This is a genomic window from Labrys sp. HAY1-8F (genome assembly GCF_056754975.1).
In genome coordinates this window covers 245,747-265,155 of record NZ_JBPGWZ010000002.1, presented here as the reverse complement: position 1 = coordinate 265,155, position 19,409 = coordinate 245,747, and the positions used below count along the sequence as shown (strand labels likewise).

Genomic DNA, 19,409 nt, shown 5'->3' with positions numbered 1-19,409 from the left:
GTGACTTCCGTCCCGGGACATGAGGCAGGATGGGCACGGGCTCCAGAACGATGTAGCTTGCTATCCGTTCCTCCCCGGCCCACGTCGTGGCGAGAACCGAAGATCCGACCGACGACGTTCACCGCCCCGCCTCGTCATTTACAAACAGGATCCTGCCATGCTCCGCCTCCATGGCCTCGCCTCCGCCCTGGCCCTCGTCCTCGTTGCAGGCCCGGTCTGGGCCGCCGACACCTCGTCCGATGCGCCTGCTGCCGCGACCGCGACCGCGACCGACCTCGCGCCCATCCGGGCCCAGATCAAGGCGGAGGACTACAAATCCGCCATCGCAGCCCTCCAGCCTCTGGCGGACCAGGGTTCGAAGGACCCTGACGTCTACAATCTGCTTGGCTTCAGCCTACGCAAAAGCGGCGACCGCAAGACCGCGCAGACCTTCTATGAGAAGGCGCTTGCCATCGATCCCAACCACAGGGGAACCCTGGAATATCAGGGCGAGCTCTTCGTCGAGAACGGCGACATTCCGAAGGCCCAGCAAAATCTCGCGGCGCTGGTCAAGCTCTGCCCCAATGGCTGCGAGGAGCGTGAAGACCTCGAAAAGGCGCTGACACAGGCTGCCAAGCCGAAATAGCTCGCCGCAGCGTTACGACTGTTTTCGACTGGAGAAAGTGCGATTTCTTCGAACCGCACTTTCTCCATGTCTTTGTTCTGACGTATTTTCTTAATCGAAAAGTCCATCAACTTTTCTGGAAAACGCTCTAGCGCAGCCGGCGTGAGAAACGCCACAGATGCCATTGACTGCGCCATTGCGGTAATTCGGCTTCATGGCGGAACCAGTCAAAACCCGGGCGGGTCATCCGCTTGAGCAAGGGCCTGACCAGCGCAAGGCCGATATAGGCGGGTGCCGCCGCACTGGGCACGGCAGGCAGCAATTGCTCCGCTGCGTCCAGATGATGCAGCGCTGCCCCAGCGAGCTCACCGAACATCGCGCGCATCTCGCCGGTGCTGCGTCCATTCAACAGATCTTCGCGAGCTGTGCCGTGCTTGAGGGCAAGATCGGCCGGCACGAAGATCTGCCCCGGGCCGCGTGCCGGGCAGCCTGTTTCATCAGGCAGGCTATGCCATAGGCCACGCCGGCGTGCCCGGCGAGATCGGCACTGCCGGCATCGCCGCCATCGGCAAGAATGAGACTGGCCAGGCGAAATAGACTTGAATAGGTCTCGCCGCAATAGCCTTCCAAATCGGTGATGCTCTGCAGCAGATCGTCATAGAGATCATGCGTGTGGGCGTCGATCAGGGTCACAAGAGCGGAAACCGGCAGGTGGTAGCGATCAATCGCGGCCATCAGTTCGGAGGCAACCGGATGCCCCGATATCTGCCCCCTCGCCTGCCCCTCCAGCAGGTCCCGCCACCATTGCAGGCGGACTTCGCCGGGGAGCGGCTCCGACACCATGTCCCTCACGCGCTCGATCTCGCTGTTGAAGGCATAGAGCGCATTCAGGGCGCGTCGGTGCTCGGCGGGCGCAAACAGGTTGGCGAGCCAGCGATTGCGATCGTGCTCGCGCAGCAGACTCTCGCAATAAGCCTGGTTGCTCATGCTGATATTGGAATTGGCCAGGGAACCGGTTTGGCGAGCGGCGCTCATGACAAGATGCTCATGGCACGGCGATCAGGGCGGCGGCGATGCGCCGGTCCTCGGCCAGCAGAACGTTCCAGGTGAGGATCGCTGCGCCGGTCGGCATGGCGTCGACGACGATCTTGAGATCGCGAAAACGCCAGCGCAGCGCCTCGGGGAAAAAAGCCACATCGGGGCCGGTGCCGACGAGCAGGATCTCGATGGCATCGGCTTCCGCAAAAACCGGCTCGAATGCTTCAGCCGAGAATTGAGCAACACTTGTCACCGACCACGCATGCATGCCCGAGGGCAGGCAAAGAAGCGAACCGCGATGCGACATCTCCGCAAAACGGAACCCGCCGGCGCCATAGGCGTCGATCGGCGCCACGCGTGGCAGGAAGCGCCGTTCGCCTGCGGTCATGGCAGCTTACTCCGGCTTGTTGCCGCCCGCCGTCTCATGGCTGCCCGGACGCAGGCCCAGATAGATCAGGACGGGCGAGGCAATGAAGATCGAGGTGTAAGTGCCGACCAGCACGACGCCGAACAGCATGGTGGCGGTGAAGCTGTGAATGGCGTGCCCCCCGAACAGGAGCAGGGCCAGCAACGCCAGTGCCACGGTGACGTGGGTGATCACCGAGCGCGACAGCGTAGCGTTGATAGACTCGTCCAGCAGTTCATCCATCGGCTTCTTCTTGTACTTGCGCAAGAGCTCGCGGATGCGGTCGTAGATCACCACGGTGTCGTTGAGTGAATAGCCAAGGATGGTCAGCAAGGCGGCGACACTGGTGAGGTCGAAGTCGATCTGCGTCACCGACATGAAGCCGATGGTCAGCACGATGTCGTGCATGTTGGCGATCATGGCGCCGACGGCAAACTGCCAATCGAAGCGGAACCATAGATAGATCAGAATGCCCAGAATGGCGACGAAGATGCCGACGATGCCGACCGTCACCAGTTCCTGCGAAACGCTCGGCCCGATGATCTGTGTCTGATCGTCCTTGCCGGGAACATAGTCGGGCGCCAGCGTCTGCTTGACCTTCTCCGCAACGGCATTCTGTGCCGCGTCGCCGCCCGGCTGCAGGGCGATGCGCATCAGCACCTGTCCCTTGTCGCCGAAACTCTGAATCTGGACCTCACCCAATCCGAGCGGCGCCAGCTTGTCGCGAATGGCCTGCACGTCGGCCTGCCCGGATTGAGCCGTGACGCCGAGGGCGATGCCGCCCTTGAAATCGATACCGTAATTCAGGCCATGGGTGAAGAAGAGCACCAGAGCCAAGATCGACAACACGGCCGAAATCGGAAAGCTGATACGCCGGAACCGAATGAAGCCGAAGCTGGTGTTGTCGGGAACAATGCGAAGATGGCGCACCGCGCTCACTCCATCAATCTATCAAATCGGGATGGAGCGAGGCTTGACCCCGCGATACCACCAGGAAACCAACAGGCGCGTGACCGTGAAGGCGGTGAACACCGTCGTGATGATGCCGATCCCTAGCGTCACCGCGAACCCTTTCACGGCGCCGGTACCGACAAAATACAGCACGGCGGCGGCAATGAAGGTGGTGATGTTGGAATCGAGGATGGTCGCCAGCGCCCGGGCAAAGCCGGCGTCGAGCGACATCAAAACGGTTCGTCCGGCACGCACCTCCTCGCGTATGCGCTCATAGATCAGCACGTTGGAGTCGACTGCGATGCCGACTGTCAGCACGATGCCGGCGATACCCGGCAAGGTCAGCGTCGCCCCGAGCAGGGACAGGATGCCGAAGATCATGCCGACATTGAGCGCCACGGCGATGGACGCGATGATACCGAACAGGCCGTAGCTGGCGATCATGAAGCCGACGACCAGGATTGAGCCGACTAGGGCAGCCATCTCACCGGCGCGAATGGCGGCCTGGCCGAGGCCCGGACCGACCGTCTGCTCCTGAATCACCGTCATGGGTGCGGGCAAGGCACCCGAACGCAGAAGCAGCGCGAGATCCTGGGCCTGCTGCGTGGTGAAATTGCCGGAGATCTGGCCCGAACCACCAGTGATCGGCTCGCGAATGACCGGTGCCGACAAGACCTTGCCGTCGAGCACGATGGCGAAGGGCTTGTTGACATTCTCCGTGGTGACGCGGCCGAACTGGCGCGCGCCATTGGTGTTGAAGCGGAAGGAGACCACCGGCTCGCGCGTGTTCTGGTCGAAGCTTGCTTGGGCGTCGGTCAGTTCGTCGCCGGCGACCATCACCTGGTCTTCGATCAGATAGTTCTGGCCGCCATCCGACGATGGCAGAACCGTGGAACCGACCGGCGGGCGAGAACGCATGGCCTGATCGACCGGCATGCTCAGATCCACTAGGCGAAATTCGAGCTTGGCTGTTTGGCCGAGAAGGTCCTTGAAACGGTCGGGATTCTCCAGGCCGGGCAATTGCACCACGATGCGATCTTCGCCCTGGCGCTGAATGACGGGCTCGACCACGCCGGAGCCGTTGATACGGTTGCCGATAATCTCCACCGCCCGCACCATGATGCGGTTCATGCGGTCACGCAGGCCTTCATCGGTCAGCGTGGCGCCGATCTGGCCTGGGGTGGTCGAGGCAATCGTGGCCGTCCGGTTGCCGGTGCCGAAAAGGTTGCCGTCGGCGGGATTGCCCAGCACTTGCAGGAGTTGCACGGCCTTCTCGGTATCGGCCGGATTGGGCAGCGTCACCACAATGCCGCGCCCCTGCAAAGCAGCCTGGCTACGGATCTTGTTGTCGTTCAGGATCTGGCGCGCCTGCGAACGCAGGCTGGCGACCTGTTCCTTGACCACGGCATTCTTGTCGATCTCGAGCAGGAAGTAGGATCCGCCCTGGAGATCGAGGCCCAGCGTCAGCGTCTTGTGCGGCAGCCAGGACGGCATCGCCTTCACCCAGCTCTCCGGCATCAGATTGGGTACGGCCAGCCACAGGCCGATCAGCAAAGTCAGGAGAACCGAAGCCGTCTTGACGGGAGAAAAATGCAGCATAGCGGAGCGATTCCGAGCCTTGACAGGCTATTCTCAGGACGGTCGGGAGATGTAGATTCGCCCCGACCCTATCCTGAGTCTCTTATCGTGTCTTGTGATCGAGACCAAAGAGGGGCGTTGCCCCGCGTGGACCTCAGGCTGCCTCGGCCTTCTTCACCGGCTCGGTCTTGGAGCGGACGGTGACCACCATCTCGCGGATGACCTTCACGCGAACGCCCTCGGCGATCTCCGCCTCGATCTCGGATTCGCCCTCGACAGCCTTGGTCACCTTGCCGACCATGCCGCCCGACATCACAATGGTATCGCCACGACGGATTGCCTTGAGCAGAGCGGCCTGTTCTTTCGCCTTGCGCTGCTGCGGGCGGATCAGCAGGAAATAGAAGATCACGAACATCGCGATCGGCAACAGCAACGTGCCACCGAGACTGGAGAACAGATCGCCGCCGCCCTGGGCTGCCTGGGCAAAGGCTGGAGTCGTGAACATTGGATCGCCTCTCAAGAGAAGCGGCCGGGACAGCCCAGCCGCGAATTCGCGCGGAATATAGTGAACCAGCCACCGAAAGCAAACAGAACGCCACTTTTGCCCAGCACATGACGAAAAATTCATGCCTTCCGATGTGGGAAACCGCCAATCGGGCCAACATGATGGGCTGTCGGGAGGACTACGGATAGCGACAGGGAATCGCCTGTCTCCTCACAAGTCGGCTCCACGCACGCCTCGGCTTGCCCGTGGCCCCCTTGGGTGACCCACCGGCACTGGGCGCACATGCAAAACGGAAGGCAGGCGCGGCATGCCGCCGCTTTTCAGCGCCTCTCAGGCGCGTTAGAGACGAAGGGCTTACCCACAGGTTCATCTCATCTGGTTGCCATGACTGACTTTTCATCCAGCGAATTGCCGCAATTGCTCGCCCGTATCGCCGACGCCCTGGAGCGGCTGGCTCCACCGGCCGCCATCAAGGCCGACTTCGATGCTGCAGAAGCCTTCATCTGGCAGGCCGGCGAAAAATATCTGCAACCTGTACCGAAGGTGAACAGGGTCGCGATGCCGTTGCTCAAGGGCATCGATCTGGTGCGCGACCTCCTGGTCGACAACACCGAGCGCTTCGCAAACGGGCTGCCCGCCAACAACGCTTTGCTCTGGGGCGCGCGCGGCATGGGCAAGTCGTCGCTGGTGAAGGCCGCGCATGCCGACATCAACGCCAAGATCGGTGGCACCCTGAAGCTGATCGAGATCCACCGCGAGGATATCGATAGTCTGCCCGAGTTGATGAATCTCACCCGCAAGGCCCCCTATCGCTTCATCGTCTTTTGCGACGATCTCTCCTTCGACAGCGACGACACCTCCTACAAATCGCTCAAGGCGGCACTGGAAGGCGGTGTCGAGGGGCGGCCGGACAATCTCATCTTCTATGCGACCTCGAACCGGCGTCATCTGATGCCGCGCGACATGATTGACAATGAGCGCTCCACCGCGATCAATCCAGGCGAGGCGGTGGAGGAAAAGGTGTCGCTCTCCGACCGTTTCGGCCTGTGGCTCGGTTTCCATCGCTGCAGCCAGGACGATTTCCTCGACATGGTCTATGGTTATGCCGATCATTTCGGCCTCGATCACGATCGAGACACCATGCGGGCCGAGGCCCTGGAATGGGCGACGACCCGTGGTGCCCGGTCAGGCCGCACGGCCTGGCAATATGTGCAGGATCTCGCAGGCCGGCTGGGCAAGACGCTGAACTGAGCCAGGTCCGCGTGTTCAATAAAAAGTGGCCCGGACATCGCTGCCGGGCCACTCGAGCTGCTTCGGGGTCTCGCGGAGAAGCAGATTCTGTTATCAGGTGCCGGAAAGATAGCGGGTCGGATCGACCGGCGCGGCACCCTTGCGTACTTCGAACAACACTTGCGGCGAGGTCACGTTGCCGGTCTGACCTGCGGTCGCAATGGTCTGGCCACGCCTGACACTTTCACCCTTCTTGACGTCGAGCTGTTTGGCATGGCCATAAGCGGTGACATAGCCGTTGGCATGGCGGATGAGGATCAGGTTGCCATAGCCTTTCAGCTCACTGCCGGCATAGGCGACCACACCATCCTCGGCAGCCTTCACTTCGGTTCCTTCAGGCACCGAGATGTTGATACCGTCGCTGTTGCGGCCGAAATTCTGGATGATCCGCCCCTTCACCGGCCAGCGGAACTCCGGATTGCCCAGGGTGGCGGCATTGGCATCCTTCGGCAGTTCGGCGGCCGGAGCTGCCGGCTGAGATGCACTCGCGGCAGGCGAGATCGTCCCGGTTGCAACCGGCGCGGGCTGGCTGGCCTCGGCGGGCTTGGCCGGCTTGGCGACAGCCACCTGCGCAGGTTTGTTGGCCAGCGCCTTCTGCTTGGCGGCAGCAAGCTTCTCCGCCTTGAGCTTGTTCGCCTTGCCCGCATCGACCGGCTTGGCCGCCGCCACCTGGGCGGGCTTGGCCTTGACATCGACGGGAGAAACCCTTGCTGTCTGAACGGGTTTGACCGTTACTGGCTTGACGGTCGCGGTCCTGACGGGCTGGGCATGCGGAGCAGCAACCTGCATCGCTTCGGCGGCAATCGACTTCGCCTGGGTCTTGGCCGTCCTCACCGGCGCCGGATTGGCCGCCCGCGCGGCCTGTACCGGCTTGGGAGCCGCCACGGGCCTGGGCTGCACAGCGGCCGCCACCGGCACGTCACGCGGCGGGCGGTTGTCGACCACGGTCTCTGCAGCCGGAGCAGCAGCGTGGGCCGTTCCGCGCACGACCAGCTTCTGGCCGATCTTGACGCTCATCCATTCGTCGATGCCATTCTCCTTGGCCAGACGCGGGCGCGTCGTGCCGTAGGCTTTAGCGATCGACGTCAGCGTCTCGCCCGGCTTGACGACATGGACGCCGGAAGCGGCGGCGGCGGGCACCGGCTTCGGCTTGGCCCCCGCAGCCGGCGTGGTGGCGACCGGCCGGACCTTGACTTCGCCGACGCTGCCCCGAGAAGTTTCGGGCACGTCTCCCGGGTAGGGCTGCTCAGCGGTCGCGGCCACCGTCGTCACCGCGGTGTTGCCGTTCTGAGCCGCGTTGTACACGGGAATGATCACCTGCTGGCCGGGCGTCAGTGAGCGAGAGGTCAGGCCGTTGACCTTCATGATCGCGTCGGAAGGCACACCATAGCGGTTGGAGAGCGTATTGATGGTCTCACCCGCCGCGGCGGTAACCGGCGTGCCGCCCGTGGCAGTCCAGCCACCGGCCTTGAAACCGCCGATCTGCGGAGCGGGCGTCGAGATCGCCCCCGTCACGATGGGCTGCTCGCCACGAGCCAGTCGATATTGCGTCGACGGCGCGCTACGCTGTGCCACGGCGCCGACCGGCGGCAGCGGCTGCGAAGCGACCACGCCCGCCGCCGGCACCGTGTTGACGGCATAGTTGGAATTGCCATAGCGCGGCGCGGCCTTGGTAGGCTGTGCCTGGGCATAGGCCAACTGATTGTCACCCGAGTTGAACGGGTTCGAGAAGGGGTTCTGGGCGAACCTCGAAGTGTCGCTGCAGCTTGCTGCGAGGCCAGCCACCAGGGCGATCACGGCGACGCGCGACAAGTGGCGCGAACGGATCAATTCGATCGGAAAACGCATAGGACGTTCACACCCACGCTTGAGAAGAACACGGGGTAATTAAGCCTCTATTGGGGTAAACAACGCCTTAAGAGCCGGACTCAATTTGGACAAAATCCGGAAACGGCTCCGATGGCAACGGGCTGAGAAACTCAGATCGCCCGCTCCTCATGCCCTTGAGTCCACTGCGTTTTCCAGCCGATCGGCCGGTCTTCCGACCGGCCCCCGACTGGGCGGGGATGATTAAGAGCGGGGATCGCCCCCGCCCCATGCGTTAAAGTCGCGCCACGCCGGCTTTCACAGGGAATCAGCATGGCCGGCGCGACTCGCAAGCAGCCTCAGCGCGTCCATTCCAGGCGCAAATCCTCAGCGCGGCGAATACCGCCATGGCCCTCGACCTTCAGCTTGCCGACGAGCTTGGCCTGCGGAATCCGGTTGACGAGCGCCGCCAGTCCTTCTTCCAGTTCGGCCTTTGCCAGGGCCTCGCCGAGACAACGATGCGCACCGCCGCCGAAAACATAATGCCAGCGCGTGTGATCCGTTCGCCTGATGTCGAATCGATCCGGCTCGCCGAACACCTCCGGATCCCGCAGGGCCGACATGGTGGAAAGCATCAGCAACGATCCCGGTGCCAATTTTTGACCGCCTATCTCGATCTCCTCGAGCACAAGCCGTGGCAGCGATGCGACCGAGGGTTCGAATCGCAGCGCTTCGGAGACCGCACCGGGGATGAGGCTGGGATCGGCGCACACAGACTGCCATTGTTCGGGGTGTTCGAGCAGAAGCGCGGCCTGGATCGCCATCGAGGCCCGCGTTGTATCACTGCCGCCCAGCACCACGATGATGATCTGCATGATCGCCTCGAGCGGCGTCATCTCGGGGTTCTCGTCGATGGCGGTGATATAATCGGAAAGGAAATCGCCGCGAGGGTTCTGACGGCGCTCCGCCACCAGTTCATACATGTAGTCCGTCATCTGACGGCAGGCATCCTCGAGGTCGGGAATGTCCTTTTCCGTCCAGGAGGTACCCAGGCTGCGAGCGATGACATAGATCCACTGCGCGAATTTTGGGATGTCGGCCTCGGGCATCCCCAGAATCGCAGCGACGGTATGGGCGGGAATGATCGCCGAATAATCCTCGAACAGATCCAGCCCGCCAGCCTCGTAATGCTGGTCGATCAGTTTCTCCGCCATGGCCCGTACCTTGGGGCGGACCTCGGCGACCATCTTGAAGGCGAAGGTCCGCGCCATCGGGCCGCGCCGCCTCCTGTGGGCGGCCCCGTTCGAAAGCAGCATGCATTTGTCGTAAAAATCGAATAGTGGGCCCGAGGTGACGCCCCTCAATTGCAGGAGTTCGGTCTCGATCTGCCGGGTGCGCTCATCGGTCGTGAGGCTGACGACATCCTTGGCACGCAGAATGAAGAGCGGCCCATCGTCCCGCTGGATGAAAGGGGTTTCCGGTCGAAACTTTCTGAACAGGGCGTGGGTGTCCTGATCCAGTTCGGCAATAGTGAATATAGGTATATCTGAATTGATTTGTTGTGCTGCTTGTTCGGTCATCTCAAATCCCCCAACCGACGTGCTGCTCTGACTGACCGGCCAGGGGCGATCTTGAAATCAGACCTGAGTTGCCAGTCCAGCGCCGTCGGAAACCGCCGTATACTGCACGGGATGGAGGTATCCCGCCATACCTCTGCGATCTGAATTTGCTGCGATCCACCAGCGCCGGGACTTCGCCGCTGCGACTGCAATCGGGCGATCGTGGCTTGGCCCGGCAAGAAGAACTGGATTGTCTCGCAGCACCTGCGATGAAGCGCCCGAAAACCAAACCCAGCTCAAGTTCAAGGGGGATTCAAAGCCGGTCGGCCACGCCCAAGATGATGGACGCGGCACGGATATCCATCAGCGGTGTATAGTGAAAGCCATCGGCATCGCGCGCGATCATGGTCAATTGCTGCTCTTCGCCGGGCGGGCCGATTGGTGCGATCATCCGACCGCCCAGCGCCAGTTGATCCAGCAAGTCCTCGGGCACCTCGCTCATCGCCGCCGTGGTGACGATACGATCGAAGGGAGCCTGTTGGCGCCAGCCGGAACTGCCATCGGCGACCATCATGGTGACGTTGAGGATGGTAACGGCCCGCAGCCTCTCCTCTGCCTCGGTGACCAGGGTGCGCCAACGATCGAGGGTCAGGACGCGCTTGGCCAGACGGCCGAGCACCGCGGTCAGATAGCCAGAGCCCGTACCGATCTCCAGCACGCGATGCAGCGGCTCGACGTCCAAGCGCTCGGCAATGGTCGCGGCGAGCACCGGCGGCGTGATGGTCTGGCCGCACTGGATGGGAAGGCTGAGATCGCGCCAGGCGTATTCGGCGAATTCAGGCAGCACGAAAACCGGGCGTGGCAGGGTGGAAACGGCATTCAGCACCTTCTGGTCCGTCAACCCGTGGCGGCGCAGGCGCAGGATGAAGGCCATCATCTCCTGGGCATGCTCGTCGTCAGGATTCACAAAAGACTGATAGTCCGTCATATTGTCCGTCATGATGTCGGTCTTGGCACCGTTTCAAAGGTATCCGAAAGGCGTTGCAGAGCAGGCACGTCGGTCAGATTGAGATGAAGGGGCGTCACAGAAATACGCTTGTTGAAGAGAGCGGCAAGATCCGTGCCCTCGAGCCGGGGCGGCGTTTCCCGGCGCGGCGCCAGCCAATAATAGGGGCCGCCACGAAAATCCTCTCGCTCGACCACATCGACCAGGGCGACATCGCGCTGCCCCTGGATGGTGACGGCAACGCCAGCGACCTCCTCGGGCTCGCAATCGGGAAAATTGACGTTGAACAAGGTTCCCTTGGCGAAACCATGGGCCAGCAGTTTGCGGATCACGCCGGGCGCATGCTGCTCGGCGCAATGCCAGCGCATGCCGTCCCTGCCCCCGATGCCATAGGCCTGGCTGAGCGCGATCGACGGAACCCCAAGAACGGTGCCCTCCATCGCCGCCGCCACGGTGCCGGAATAGGTAACGTCTTCGGCGACGTTCTGGCCCCGATTGACGCCGGATAGCACGAGGTCGGGCTGCTGGCCCTTGAGCAGATGCTGCACACCCATCAGCACGCAATCGGTCGGCGTGCCGCTGACGGCATAGCGCTTTTCCTCGATCCGCCGCAGACGCAGCGGCATGCTGAGCGACAGGGAATGGGACACGCCGGACTGATCCGTCTCCGGCGCCACGACGATCACGTCGTCGCTCAGGCTGCGGGCGATCCTTTCGAGGGAAACCAGGCCGGGCGCATGGATGCCGTCATCATTGGTAATCAGAACTCGCATCCACCGTCCGTCCTTGTTTCACTAAATCGACACCAAAGCGTTTTGCGATGAGATGAAATCATCTCGAATCGCAAAGACGCGTCGAAACGCGCTTTGCTTCAGTGTGCCACAGGAAAAGGAGCTCCGGCGAGAGTTTGTCATATGCAATCCCCTGCTGTTGCAGAAATCCCTGCAGAAACAAATGATTACTTCACCCTCCTTGATTCTGGAATCAAGGAGGGTGTGACAAGGTACGGCAAGATCGAGGCTTATTGTCTCTCGATCCGGCGCAGGCCGCCCATATAGGGGACGAGAACCTCCGGAACCGTGATGGAACCGTCCTCGTTCTGATAATTCTCCATCACCGCCACGAGAGCACGGCCGACTGCAACGCCCGAACCGTTCAGCGTATGCACGAAACGCGGGGCGCCTCCAGATTTCGGCCGGGTCCGGGCGTTCATGCGACGCGCCTGGAAATCGCCACAGACCGAGCAGGAGGAGATTTCACGAAACAGCCCCTGCCCCGGTAGCCAGACCTCGATGTCATAGGTCTTCTGCGAGGCAAAACCCATGTCGCCGGTGCACAGCGTCATCACGCGGTAATGCAGGTCCAGGCCCTTCAGCACGGCCTCGGCGCAAGCGAGCATGCGCTCATGCTCGTCCCGGCTCTTTTCAGGAGCCGTGATCGAAACGAGTTCGACCTTCTGGAACTGGTGCTGGCGGATCATGCCACGGGTATCCCGCCCCGCAGCGCCGGCTTCCGCACGGAAGCAGTGGGTTAGCGCAGTATAGCGTAACGGCAACTCCTCCTCGGCGGTGATGGCATCGCGCACGAGATTGGTCAGCGAAACCTCGGCCGTCGGAATCAGCCAGAAATCGCCGGGCTGCACGCGGAACTGATCCTCCGCGAATTTCGGCAGCTGGGCGGTGCCAATCATGGCATCGTCACGCACCAGCAAGGGCGCGGCGACCTCGGTATAGCCGTGCTCGCCGGTGTGCTTGTCGATGAAATACTGACCTAGCGCCCGCTCAAGCCGAGCCAGGCCCTTCTGCAGCACCACGAAGCGGGAGCCGGAGAGCTTGGCGGCGATCTCGAAATCCATCAGGCCGAGAGATTCGCCCAATTCGAAATGCTCTTTAGGGGCAAAAGTATAGGCGCGCGCCACGCCGTGGCGGTGGCGTTCGACATTGCCATGCTCGTCCGCGCCGAAAGGAACCTCGTCGAGCGGCAGATTCGGGATCGAGATGAGCTGGTCGTAGAGAGCCTTGTCGGCGCCGCGCAGCGCCTCCTCGTCAGCCGGCATCGAGGCCTTGAGTGCGTTGACCTCCGCCATCAAGGCCTGTGCCTTGGCTTCGTCCTTGGATTGCTTGGCCGCGCCGATCTCCTTGGAAGCAGCGTTGCGGCGCTCCTGGGAAGCCTGCAGCCGGGCAACGAGCGCCCGGCGGCTCTCGTCGAGCTCGAGTATGGTGGCGGCCAGCGGCTCAAGCCCTCTGCGAACCCGGCCCTGGTCGAAGAGACCCGAATTCTCGCGGATCCACTTCACATCATACATGAGATCAACTCCAGAACGGACGTCAGGACACCGACGGGCTATTCTGAAGTCTGCGTATCGCTTTCCGCGCGCTTCTTCTCAACCCACCGGACCGAATAGATCGAGAGTTCGTAAAGGAGCACGCCCGGCACGGCAAGCGCGATCATGCTCCACGGGTCGGGCGGCGCCAGCACGGCCGAAATCGCAGTGACGATGACGATGGCATAGCGCCGCTTCTCCTTCAGGAAGGTCGAATCCACGATACCGATCCGCCCCAACAGGGTCAGCACCACCGGCAGCTGAAAGACGACGCCGAAGGCAAAAATCAGGTTCATCAACAGGGATAGATACCCCTCCACCGTCGCCAGCAATTCGATCGTGGCGATGCCGCTGCCGCCGAGTTGCTGCATGCCCAGCGCAAAATGCATCACCGCCGGCATTGCGATGAAGTAGACCAGCAACCCGCCCAGGAAGAAGAACAGAGGCGTGGCGATCAGATAGGGCACGAAAATGTTTCGCTCGTGCCGGTAGAGACCGGGGGCGATGAAGCGATAGATCTGGATGGCGAAGAAGGGGAAGCCGATGAAAGCGGCCGTAAAAAAAGCCACCCGGATCTGAGTAAAAAGAAAGTCGAGAGGACCGTTGTAGATCAGCTTGACCGGATTGCCGGCCGCCGCCCACTCGTAGGGCCACAGCAAGAAGAGATAGATCGATTTGGAAACCGCGAAGGCGCCGATGAACAGAACGATGAAGGCAATGCCCGATTTCATCAGGCGCGTGCGCAGTTCGATCAAGTGATCGAGCAGCGGCGCCTTGGAGGCGTCGATTTCGTCTTCGGTCATCTTAGGATTTGAACGCTGCGAGAGGGGCGAAGGCGGAAGGGATTTCGACGCCGACGAGTTTGGAGGCCAAAGGCGAAGAGCTGGGGCCGGCGATGGAAGGCTCGCTCGCTGTGGCATCCAGGACGGGCGCAATCGCAGCCGGGCTGAGAGGCGGCTCCGAATCGAAGACGGAGGACTTCAAGGCATTGCGAGCGAGGCCCGCGGGACTGCCAATGCTACTCAAGGTTGCCGCCGATTGGCGCAGCGTGTCGAATTCCTTTTTGACATCCTCGAGATTGGCTTCCTTGAGGGCTTCGTTGAACTGGCCTTGAAACTCGCCAGCCATCCGTCGCAACTTGTTCACGCCTCGACCGAGGGAGCGCATCGTGCTGGGCAGTTCCTTAGGGCCAATGACCACGACAGCCACCGCGCCCACGATCAGGATATGGCTCCAGCTGATATCAAACATGCAACGCTCGGTCTGGCGAAACGAAACGCTCCGCGCACATACGCGGAGCCTAAAAAGACCCAGTCTTCAGGTCGACCTCACCGGCGCAAACCGCGTCGGCTCAGCCTACCTTGGTCTGCTCAGTCGGATTGACGGTCGTGCCGGCCTGGGTGTCGATCGTCTTCACAGGCTGCTGGGCAGCAGCCGGTTCGTCGTCGGCCATACCCTTCTTGAAGGATTTGATGCCCTTGGCAACGTCACCCATCAAGTCCGAAATCTTGCCACGTCCACCAAACAGGACGAGTACGACGACAGCCAGAATGATCCAGTGCGTAATACCCCATGTACCCATGACACCCTCCAACGCGGCAAAGCCGATCGCAACAACACAACAACGGCGCCGCACGCGACCCGATGATCCCACTGGAATCTAGGCGGGCTTAACGGCAAAAACAAGAACGTTCGCCGTTCTTACTCAACCTTCATGTTCGGGTTCCGGTTCCGGAAATGCGAAAGAGAGGTCGGCAGTCTCCAGAGGCTCCTCGTCCGGCGTCAACGCACTGTCATCGTTGGGCATGGGCACGCTGAAGCCGGGTGGCAGGCGGCCATCGAGCAAGCCCGCCCCCTTGAGCTCATCGAGCCCCGGCAGATCGCCGACGCCATCCAGGCCGAAATGCTCCAGAAATGCGGGCGTGGTGCCATAAGTCACCGGCCGTCCCGGGGCACGCCGGCGCCCGCGCAGGCGCACCCAGCCGGTTTCCAGCAACACGTCAAGGGTGCCCTTGGAGATCGAGACCGAGCGGATATCCTCGATCTCGGCACGGGTTACCGGCTGGTGATAGGCGATGATCGCCAAGGTCTCCATCGCCGCCCGCGACAATTTGCGCGTCTCATAGGCATCACGCGACAGGATCCAGGCGAGGTCGTCGGCGGTGCGGAAAGCCCAACGCCCCCCCAGCCTGACCAGATTGACACCACGCGTGGCATAGTCGGCCTGCAGGGTGCCGATGGCAGCGCCTATATCGGCCCCCTCGGGCAGCCGCGACGCCAGCGTCGCCTCGTCCAATGGTTCCGTCGCCGCAAACAGCAAGGCTTCGATCAAGCGCATATGCTGCTGCAGATCGGTCTGCTCCGTGCCTTCCGGCTGGAACGATGCAATCTCGCCCAAGGTCTAATCCTTCCCTATGCGGGCCGCGCCACGAAATTGAGCGCTTACCTGCATGGCCTGCCAACACCAGTCTGCCCCCGACGGAGTGGCCGTCACCCGCCCTGCCTCCAAGGCCAGAAACTCCGCAAGCGCTTGAAATTCTGCAGATTCCTCCTGATCGAGCCATGGTTCGATCAGGAGGAATCTGCTTGCCCAGCATCACCACGCGAGCGCAGATAGATCGGCGAGAAGGGAGTAGCCTGGCGCAGATCGAGCTTGCCTTCCTTCACGAGTTCGAGGCTTGCAGAGAAGCTAGAGGCCCGAACCGTAGCCCTTGTCGAGGGCTCGGCCAGATAGTCCACCAGAAATTCGTCGAGACTGAGCCAGTCCGCCGCCGGGCCGATCAACGATTCCAGCAATTCGCGTGCTTCGGACAGTGTCCAGACATTGCGCTCGGGCAATTTGACATAGCCGACCATCGCCCGCTGGCGCTGCTGGGCATAGGCGCAGAGCAGATCGTGCAGCGTCGCCTCGAATCGCCCGTGATTGTTGAGCCGGATGCCCTCGGGCATGCCTCGCTTGAACACGTCGCGGCCAAGCACTGCCCGCTCCTGCAACTGGGCGGCGGCATTGCGCATGGCTTCCAGGCGCTGCAGGCGGAAGGCAAGGGCCGCCGCCAATTCCGCTGCTGGAGGCTCCTCGCCCCTCGGCGATTCCGGCAGCAGCAGGCGCGACTTGAGATAGGCCAGCCAGGCCGCCATCACCAGATAGTCGGCCGCCAGTTCGAGGCGGACGCGGCGGGCCTCCTCGACGAAGACGAGATATTGCTCGGCAAGGGCGAGGATGGAAATCCGCGTGAGATCGACCTTCTGGCGACGCGCCAATTCGAGCAGCAGATCGAGCGGTCCTTCGAAGCCATCGACATCCACGACGAGCATGGGATCGCTGACCGCCTTATCCGCCCTCACCTCCTCCTCGAATTCATCGCTCATTCAGACCGTCTCTCCGCCGGCGAGCGCCCCAGCCAGCCGTTCACGCGCCTCACCAATGTCGAGCGGCTCCGGCAAATGCCGGATGCGGGCCAAGGCAGCATCGGCGCGGCGCCGCGCCTTGCCCGCCAGGCTTGGAGCGGCACGCGCCACCCCGATCATTTCATCCATCTTGCCATTGCAATGCAGGCCGAGATCGCAGCCGGCCGAAAAGGCGGCCGCCGCCCGTTGCTCCAATGTTCCTTCGAGAGCCTGCATGGAAAGATCGTCACTCATCAGGAGACCATCATAGCCGATCGCCTTCCTGATCACATTCCGGATCACCTTTCTGGACGTCGTAGCTGGGGATGACGGGTCCAAGGCGTTGTAAACCACATGCGCGGTCATCGCAGCGGGCATGTCGGCGAGCATGCGGAAGGGCAGGAAGTCGAGTGATTCGAGTTCGGCTGTGCTCGCCGTCACGATCGGCAGCGAGAGGTGGCTGTCGACGCCGGCCCGGCCATGCCCCGGCATATGCTTCATGACGGGCAGCACACCGCCAGCGATCATGCCCTCGGCGGCCGCCCGGCCCAGCGTGCCCACCGTAGTAGCGTCGAGGCCATAGGCCCGGTCGCCGATCACGTCATGAGCCCCTGGTACGGGAATATCGAGCACGGGCAGACAGTCGACATTGATGCCGACCGCCAGGAGATCGTGCGCGATCAGCCTCGCCGCCAATCGGGTGATCTCGCGGCGCGTCACCGGATCATTGGTGTGGATTTGGCCATAGCGCCGCGCTGCCGGATATTTGGGCCAATGGGGTGTGGTCAGGCGCTGGACCCGCCCCCCCTCCTGGTCCACCAGGATCGGAGCGTCACGCCCCACTGCGTCGCGCAAGGAAGCCGTTAAGGCCCGCACTTCCTCCGGCGTGCCGACATTGCGCCGGAACAGGATGAAGCCCCACGGATTTGAATCCCGGTAGAAGGCGCGCTCGTCGGACGTGAGCGACAGACCGGAACAACCCAGGATCAGCGCTGATTGGGGCATGGCAGTCTCCTCGTGCAAAGAGCGTTCATGGCTGAACGCTCTTTGCTCTAACTCATTGTTCTGGCGCGTCTTTGCGATTCCAGGTGATTCCGTCAAATCGCAAAACGCCCTGGCTTTCAGAAAAATCTGCGAAGGCCGATCAAGCCAAACTGGATCGGGGCGATCGGAACTCGGCTCCGGTCGCCCCGATCCAGTTTGGCTAGTCGAAAACTCTCAAATCTGCAGTCTCGGAGCGGCCCGCAATCAGTTGCGGGCGATTACGCAGTCACCGCCGGCGGCCTTGAGCTTGCCGCAGAAGGCCGTAGCCTCGGCCGGGGTGGACCAGCCTCCGACACGCACCCGGTAATAGGTGCCGCGGTCAGGCAGATCGACCTTGCGGATCGAAGGCTTCATACCGTTCAGCACGCCTCCGAAGCGGCGCTGCAGCGACTGAAAGGCGTTCTGGGCGTCGGCCGGCGTGCGCTGCGACGAAACCTGGACGACATAGCTGCCATTGGCGACCGGGGCAGCGGTCGGAGCCGACGCCGGGGCAGCCCCAGCGGCTGGCTCGGCCGACGCCACCTGTGCCGGCTTTGGCGCCGGAGGCATATGGCGGGGACGGACCGGCGGCACCGCTGGCGGTGCCGCCTGGGTCTGCGTCGGTTCGACCACCGTGGTGGCGCCGCCATCCTCCTCGCCCGGCAGCGCCTGCGCGGGTGCCTGGTCGTCCGGCAGGGCAGCAGCCGTGCCGGCAGGCACGGTTGCGACCGGGGCAGCCGGTTGACCCGAGCCGCCCTGCACAAGCGGACCGGCATCGGGGGCCGCGGGAGCGGCCGGCGCCGTCTCGGACGACGGCTGGCCGGCCGGAGGCGTCGGCGCCAGGGCCGAGACATCGAGAGAACGGGTCTGTTGGGCAGGCGGCTCGGCATTGGTAATCGGCGCTTCACCGGTCACCACCGAACTATCCGGCATGATCTTGATGGTCTTCACGCGCCGCGGCTCGTCGGGTGCCTGCGCAACCCGGGTTTCCGCAGTGTTGCTGGCCGTCTGGTCGGGCGTCGTAGCCCCCTCGGGATTGGGGAGCACGATGTTGCTGGTGGTCACCGGACGCGTCGCATTGGCGTCTGGCGCCGCCTGAGCCGGCGCTGCCGTCCCTTCCGGACGCGTCGGCACCACCGCAACCGGCTGCTCCTCATGACGCACCAGCCGTTCGTTGGCGACGGAAGCGGTCTGGTTGCTGCGATTGAAGATCTCGTGGGTCGGCTGGCTGGCGGCCGCTGCGTTCTCGGCCGGCTTGATCTTGACCGGATCGGTGCTCGCCTTGATCACCGGCGGCGCGCTGCCGATGCCCGGAATGTCGCTGCCGACGAAGCCGCCCTTCTTCCAGACATAGGCCATACCGCCGCCGATGCTGGCGACAAGAACGAGAGCGGCAAGGCTGACGGCACTGCCGCGTGACTTGCGGCGTGGCACCCGGGCCTCGGCACGCGGCGCCAGATACTCGTCATCGGCGGCCGGAGCATAGCGATCTTCCTCGCCCTCGGGATAGGCCTCGACATAGGGATTGCCGTCGTGGTCGACCCAAACGCCACGCTGTTCGTCATAGACCCATTCCGGCCCTTGCTCCTCGCGTTCATCGTCGAAGACATAGGCCTTCGACGAGCGCGTGGCGACATCTCGGTCGTCGTAATATTCGTCCTGATAGGCTTGCGCCTGCTCTGATTGCGCGTGTTTGGTCACGGTTTCGGGATGGCCGTCGCGAACCTCGTGCCCGTTGCGATCATAGCGATCCGTCATGCCCGCCTCCCGCGAACGCAAAACGCCGGCCGCACCATAGGCCTTTGTGTCGCGCCTTTCAGCATAAACATCGTGATCGGCGCCTGTGGTTGCCAGATCGGCCAGCCATTGATCGCTGTTGCTGGCTTGTGCACGGCGATGTTCGGTTTCAATCATGACTCGTTCCTGACCAGGC

At 62.7% G+C, this 19,409-nt stretch carries 18 protein-coding genes and 1 pseudogene; 2 read left to right on the top strand and 17 right to left on the bottom strand.

All coding sequences use genetic code 11. The features are described from left to right. Positions 1–157: 157 nt before the first annotated feature. Positions 158–625 carry a tetratricopeptide repeat protein gene (locus ACR9ZN_RS10180; RefSeq protein ID WP_481272151.1) on the top strand — a complete coding sequence of 156 codons (468 nt, stop codon included), beginning with the start codon at positions 158–160 and terminating at the stop codon, positions 623–625. Positions 626–752: 127 nt separating this feature from the next. On the opposite strand, the pseudogene ACR9ZN_RS10175 reads toward ACR9ZN_RS10180, so the two are convergent. The 5 genes and pseudogenes from ACR9ZN_RS10175 to yajC all read right to left on the bottom strand — a co-directional run bounded on the left by ACR9ZN_RS10175 (position 753) and on the right by yajC (position 5,082). Beyond that, positions 753–1,591, bottom strand: a pseudogene (locus tag ACR9ZN_RS10175) (phytoene/squalene synthase family protein). A 58-nt stretch (positions 1,592–1,649) separates the two neighbouring features. Beyond that, complete coding sequence (locus ACR9ZN_RS10170; RefSeq protein WP_481272150.1) at positions 1,650–2,030, bottom strand: Mth938-like domain-containing protein; 381 nt, start codon at positions 2,028–2,030, stop codon at positions 1,650–1,652. A 6-nt stretch (positions 2,031–2,036) separates the two neighbouring features. Continuing rightward, on the bottom strand, positions 2,037–2,978 hold the full coding sequence (secF, locus tag ACR9ZN_RS10165) for a protein translocase subunit SecF (RefSeq protein WP_434956346.1): 942 nt from the start codon (positions 2,976–2,978) through the stop codon (positions 2,037–2,039). A 21-nt stretch (positions 2,979–2,999) separates the two neighbouring features. Beyond that, a complete protein-coding gene (gene secD / locus ACR9ZN_RS10160; RefSeq protein WP_434956345.1) occupies positions 3,000–4,598 on the bottom strand; it encodes a protein translocase subunit SecD in 1,599 nt (532 codons plus the stop codon). Between the two features lie 133 nt (positions 4,599–4,731). Beyond that, positions 4,732–5,082: a preprotein translocase subunit YajC gene (gene yajC, locus ACR9ZN_RS10155; protein WP_149250899.1), complete on the bottom strand. Its 351-nt coding sequence runs from the start codon at positions 5,080–5,082 to the stop codon at positions 4,732–4,734. Positions 5,083–5,466: 384 nt separating this feature from the next. Here yajC and ACR9ZN_RS10150 point away from each other — a divergent pair, with 384 nt between their 5' ends. Beyond that, entirely contained in the window at positions 5,467–6,333 is an 867-nt protein-coding gene (locus ACR9ZN_RS10150; protein WP_434956343.1) for an ATP-binding protein, read from the top strand. 93 nt (positions 6,334–6,426) lie between these two features. Here the strand turns inward: ACR9ZN_RS10150 and ACR9ZN_RS10145 are convergent, their stop codons facing one another. The 12 genes from ACR9ZN_RS10145 to ACR9ZN_RS10090 form a co-directional block, all read right to left on the bottom strand. Beyond that, positions 6,427–8,220: a peptidoglycan DD-metalloendopeptidase family protein gene (locus tag ACR9ZN_RS10145; protein WP_481272148.1), complete on the bottom strand. Its 1,794-nt coding sequence runs from the start codon at positions 8,218–8,220 to the stop codon at positions 6,427–6,429. A 317-nt stretch (positions 8,221–8,537) separates the two neighbouring features. Beyond that, entirely contained in the window at positions 8,538–9,758 is a 1,221-nt protein-coding gene (locus tag ACR9ZN_RS10140; protein ID WP_454813887.1) for a cytochrome P450, read from the bottom strand. 292 nt (positions 9,759–10,050) lie between these two features. Beyond that, complete coding sequence (locus tag ACR9ZN_RS10135; protein ID WP_434956340.1) at positions 10,051–10,737, bottom strand: protein-L-isoaspartate(D-aspartate) O-methyltransferase; 687 nt, start codon at positions 10,735–10,737, stop codon at positions 10,051–10,053. Continuing rightward, positions 10,734–11,516 (bottom strand): 5'/3'-nucleotidase SurE, encoded by a 783-nt coding sequence (gene surE / locus ACR9ZN_RS10130; RefSeq protein ID WP_441773014.1) that lies wholly within the window; start codon positions 11,514–11,516, stop codon positions 10,734–10,736. The genes ACR9ZN_RS10135 and surE overlap by 4 nt, the downstream gene beginning before the upstream one ends. Positions 11,517–11,764: 248 nt before the next feature. Beyond that, positions 11,765–13,048: a serine--tRNA ligase gene (gene serS / locus ACR9ZN_RS10125; protein ID WP_481272147.1), complete on the bottom strand. Its 1,284-nt coding sequence runs from the start codon at positions 13,046–13,048 to the stop codon at positions 11,765–11,767. 38 nt (positions 13,049–13,086) lie between these two features. Further along, entirely contained in the window at positions 13,087–13,869 is a 783-nt protein-coding gene (gene tatC, locus ACR9ZN_RS10120) for a twin-arginine translocase subunit TatC (protein WP_434956337.1), read from the bottom strand. Position 13,870: 1 nt separating this feature from the next. Beyond that, positions 13,871–14,317, bottom strand: a complete 447-nt coding sequence (tatB, locus tag ACR9ZN_RS10115; protein ID WP_434956336.1) for a Sec-independent protein translocase protein TatB — start codon at positions 14,315–14,317, stop codon at positions 13,871–13,873. 100 nt (positions 14,318–14,417) lie between these two features. After that, a complete protein-coding gene (locus ACR9ZN_RS10110; protein ID WP_434956335.1) occupies positions 14,418–14,648 on the bottom strand; it encodes a twin-arginine translocase TatA/TatE family subunit in 231 nt (76 codons plus the stop codon). Positions 14,649–14,771: 123 nt separating this feature from the next. After that, the gene (gene scpB / locus ACR9ZN_RS10105; protein ID WP_441773167.1) at positions 14,772–15,404 is read right to left on the bottom strand and encodes an SMC-Scp complex subunit ScpB; all 633 of its coding nucleotides are present in this window, start codon (positions 15,402–15,404) and stop codon (positions 14,772–14,774) included. A 233-nt stretch (positions 15,405–15,637) separates the two neighbouring features. After that, complete coding sequence (locus tag ACR9ZN_RS10100) at positions 15,638–16,435, bottom strand: segregation and condensation protein A (protein WP_441773016.1); 798 nt, start codon at positions 16,433–16,435, stop codon at positions 15,638–15,640. Continuing rightward, positions 16,436–17,458, bottom strand: a complete 1,023-nt coding sequence (nagZ, locus tag ACR9ZN_RS10095) for a beta-N-acetylhexosaminidase (protein ID WP_481272146.1) — start codon at positions 17,456–17,458, stop codon at positions 16,436–16,438. It lies immediately after the preceding gene. A 243-nt stretch (positions 17,459–17,701) separates the two neighbouring features. Further along, complete coding sequence (locus ACR9ZN_RS10090; RefSeq protein WP_481272145.1) at positions 17,702–19,390, bottom strand: SPOR domain-containing protein; 1,689 nt, start codon at positions 19,388–19,390, stop codon at positions 17,702–17,704. Between the last annotated feature and the right edge of the window lie 19 nt (positions 19,391–19,409).

Excerpts from the sequence above, each read along its gene's own strand:
- ACR9ZN_RS10180 (WP_481272151.1), top strand. The coding sequence starts at position 158 with ATGCTCCGCCTCCATGGCCTCGCCTCCGCCCTGGCCCTCGTCCTCGTT.
- ACR9ZN_RS10170 (WP_481272150.1), bottom strand. The coding sequence starts at position 2,030 with ATGACCGCAGGCGAACGGCGCTTCCTGCCACGCGTGGCGCCGATCGAC.
- secD (WP_434956345.1), bottom strand. The coding sequence starts at position 4,598 with ATGCTGCATTTTTCTCCCGTCAAGACGGCTTCGGTTCTCCTGACTTTG.
- yajC (WP_149250899.1), bottom strand. The coding sequence starts at position 5,082 with ATGTTCACGACTCCAGCCTTTGCCCAGGCAGCCCAGGGCGGCGGCGAT.
- ACR9ZN_RS10150 (WP_434956343.1), top strand. The coding sequence starts at position 5,467 with ATGACTGACTTTTCATCCAGCGAATTGCCGCAATTGCTCGCCCGTATC.
- ACR9ZN_RS10145 (WP_481272148.1), bottom strand. The coding sequence starts at position 8,220 with ATGCGTTTTCCGATCGAATTGATCCGTTCGCGCCACTTGTCGCGCGTC.
- ACR9ZN_RS10140 (WP_454813887.1), bottom strand. The coding sequence starts at position 9,758 with ATGACCGAACAAGCAGCACAACAAATCAATTCAGATATACCTATATTC.
- ACR9ZN_RS10135 (WP_434956340.1), bottom strand. The coding sequence starts at position 10,737 with ATGACGGACAATATGACGGACTATCAGTCTTTTGTGAATCCTGACGAC.
- surE (WP_441773014.1), bottom strand. The coding sequence starts at position 11,516 with ATGCGAGTTCTGATTACCAATGATGACGGCATCCATGCGCCCGGCCTG.
- serS (WP_481272147.1), bottom strand. The coding sequence starts at position 13,048 with ATGTATGATGTGAAGTGGATCCGCGAGAATTCGGGTCTCTTCGACCAG.
- tatC (WP_434956337.1), bottom strand. The coding sequence starts at position 13,869 with ATGACCGAAGACGAAATCGACGCCTCCAAGGCGCCGCTGCTCGATCAC.
- tatB (WP_434956336.1), bottom strand. The coding sequence starts at position 14,317 with ATGTTTGATATCAGCTGGAGCCATATCCTGATCGTGGGCGCGGTGGCT.
- ACR9ZN_RS10110 (WP_434956335.1), bottom strand. The coding sequence starts at position 14,648 with ATGGGTACATGGGGTATTACGCACTGGATCATTCTGGCTGTCGTCGTA.
- scpB (WP_441773167.1), bottom strand. The coding sequence starts at position 15,404 with ATGCGCTTGATCGAAGCCTTGCTGTTTGCGGCGACGGAACCATTGGAC.
- ACR9ZN_RS10100 (WP_441773016.1), bottom strand. The coding sequence starts at position 16,435 with ATGAGCGATGAATTCGAGGAGGAGGTGAGGGCGGATAAGGCGGTCAGC.
- nagZ (WP_481272146.1), bottom strand. The coding sequence starts at position 17,458 with ATGCCCCAATCAGCGCTGATCCTGGGTTGTTCCGGTCTGTCGCTCACG.
- ACR9ZN_RS10090 (WP_481272145.1), bottom strand. The coding sequence starts at position 19,390 with ATGATTGAAACCGAACATCGCCGTGCACAAGCCAGCAACAGCGATCAA.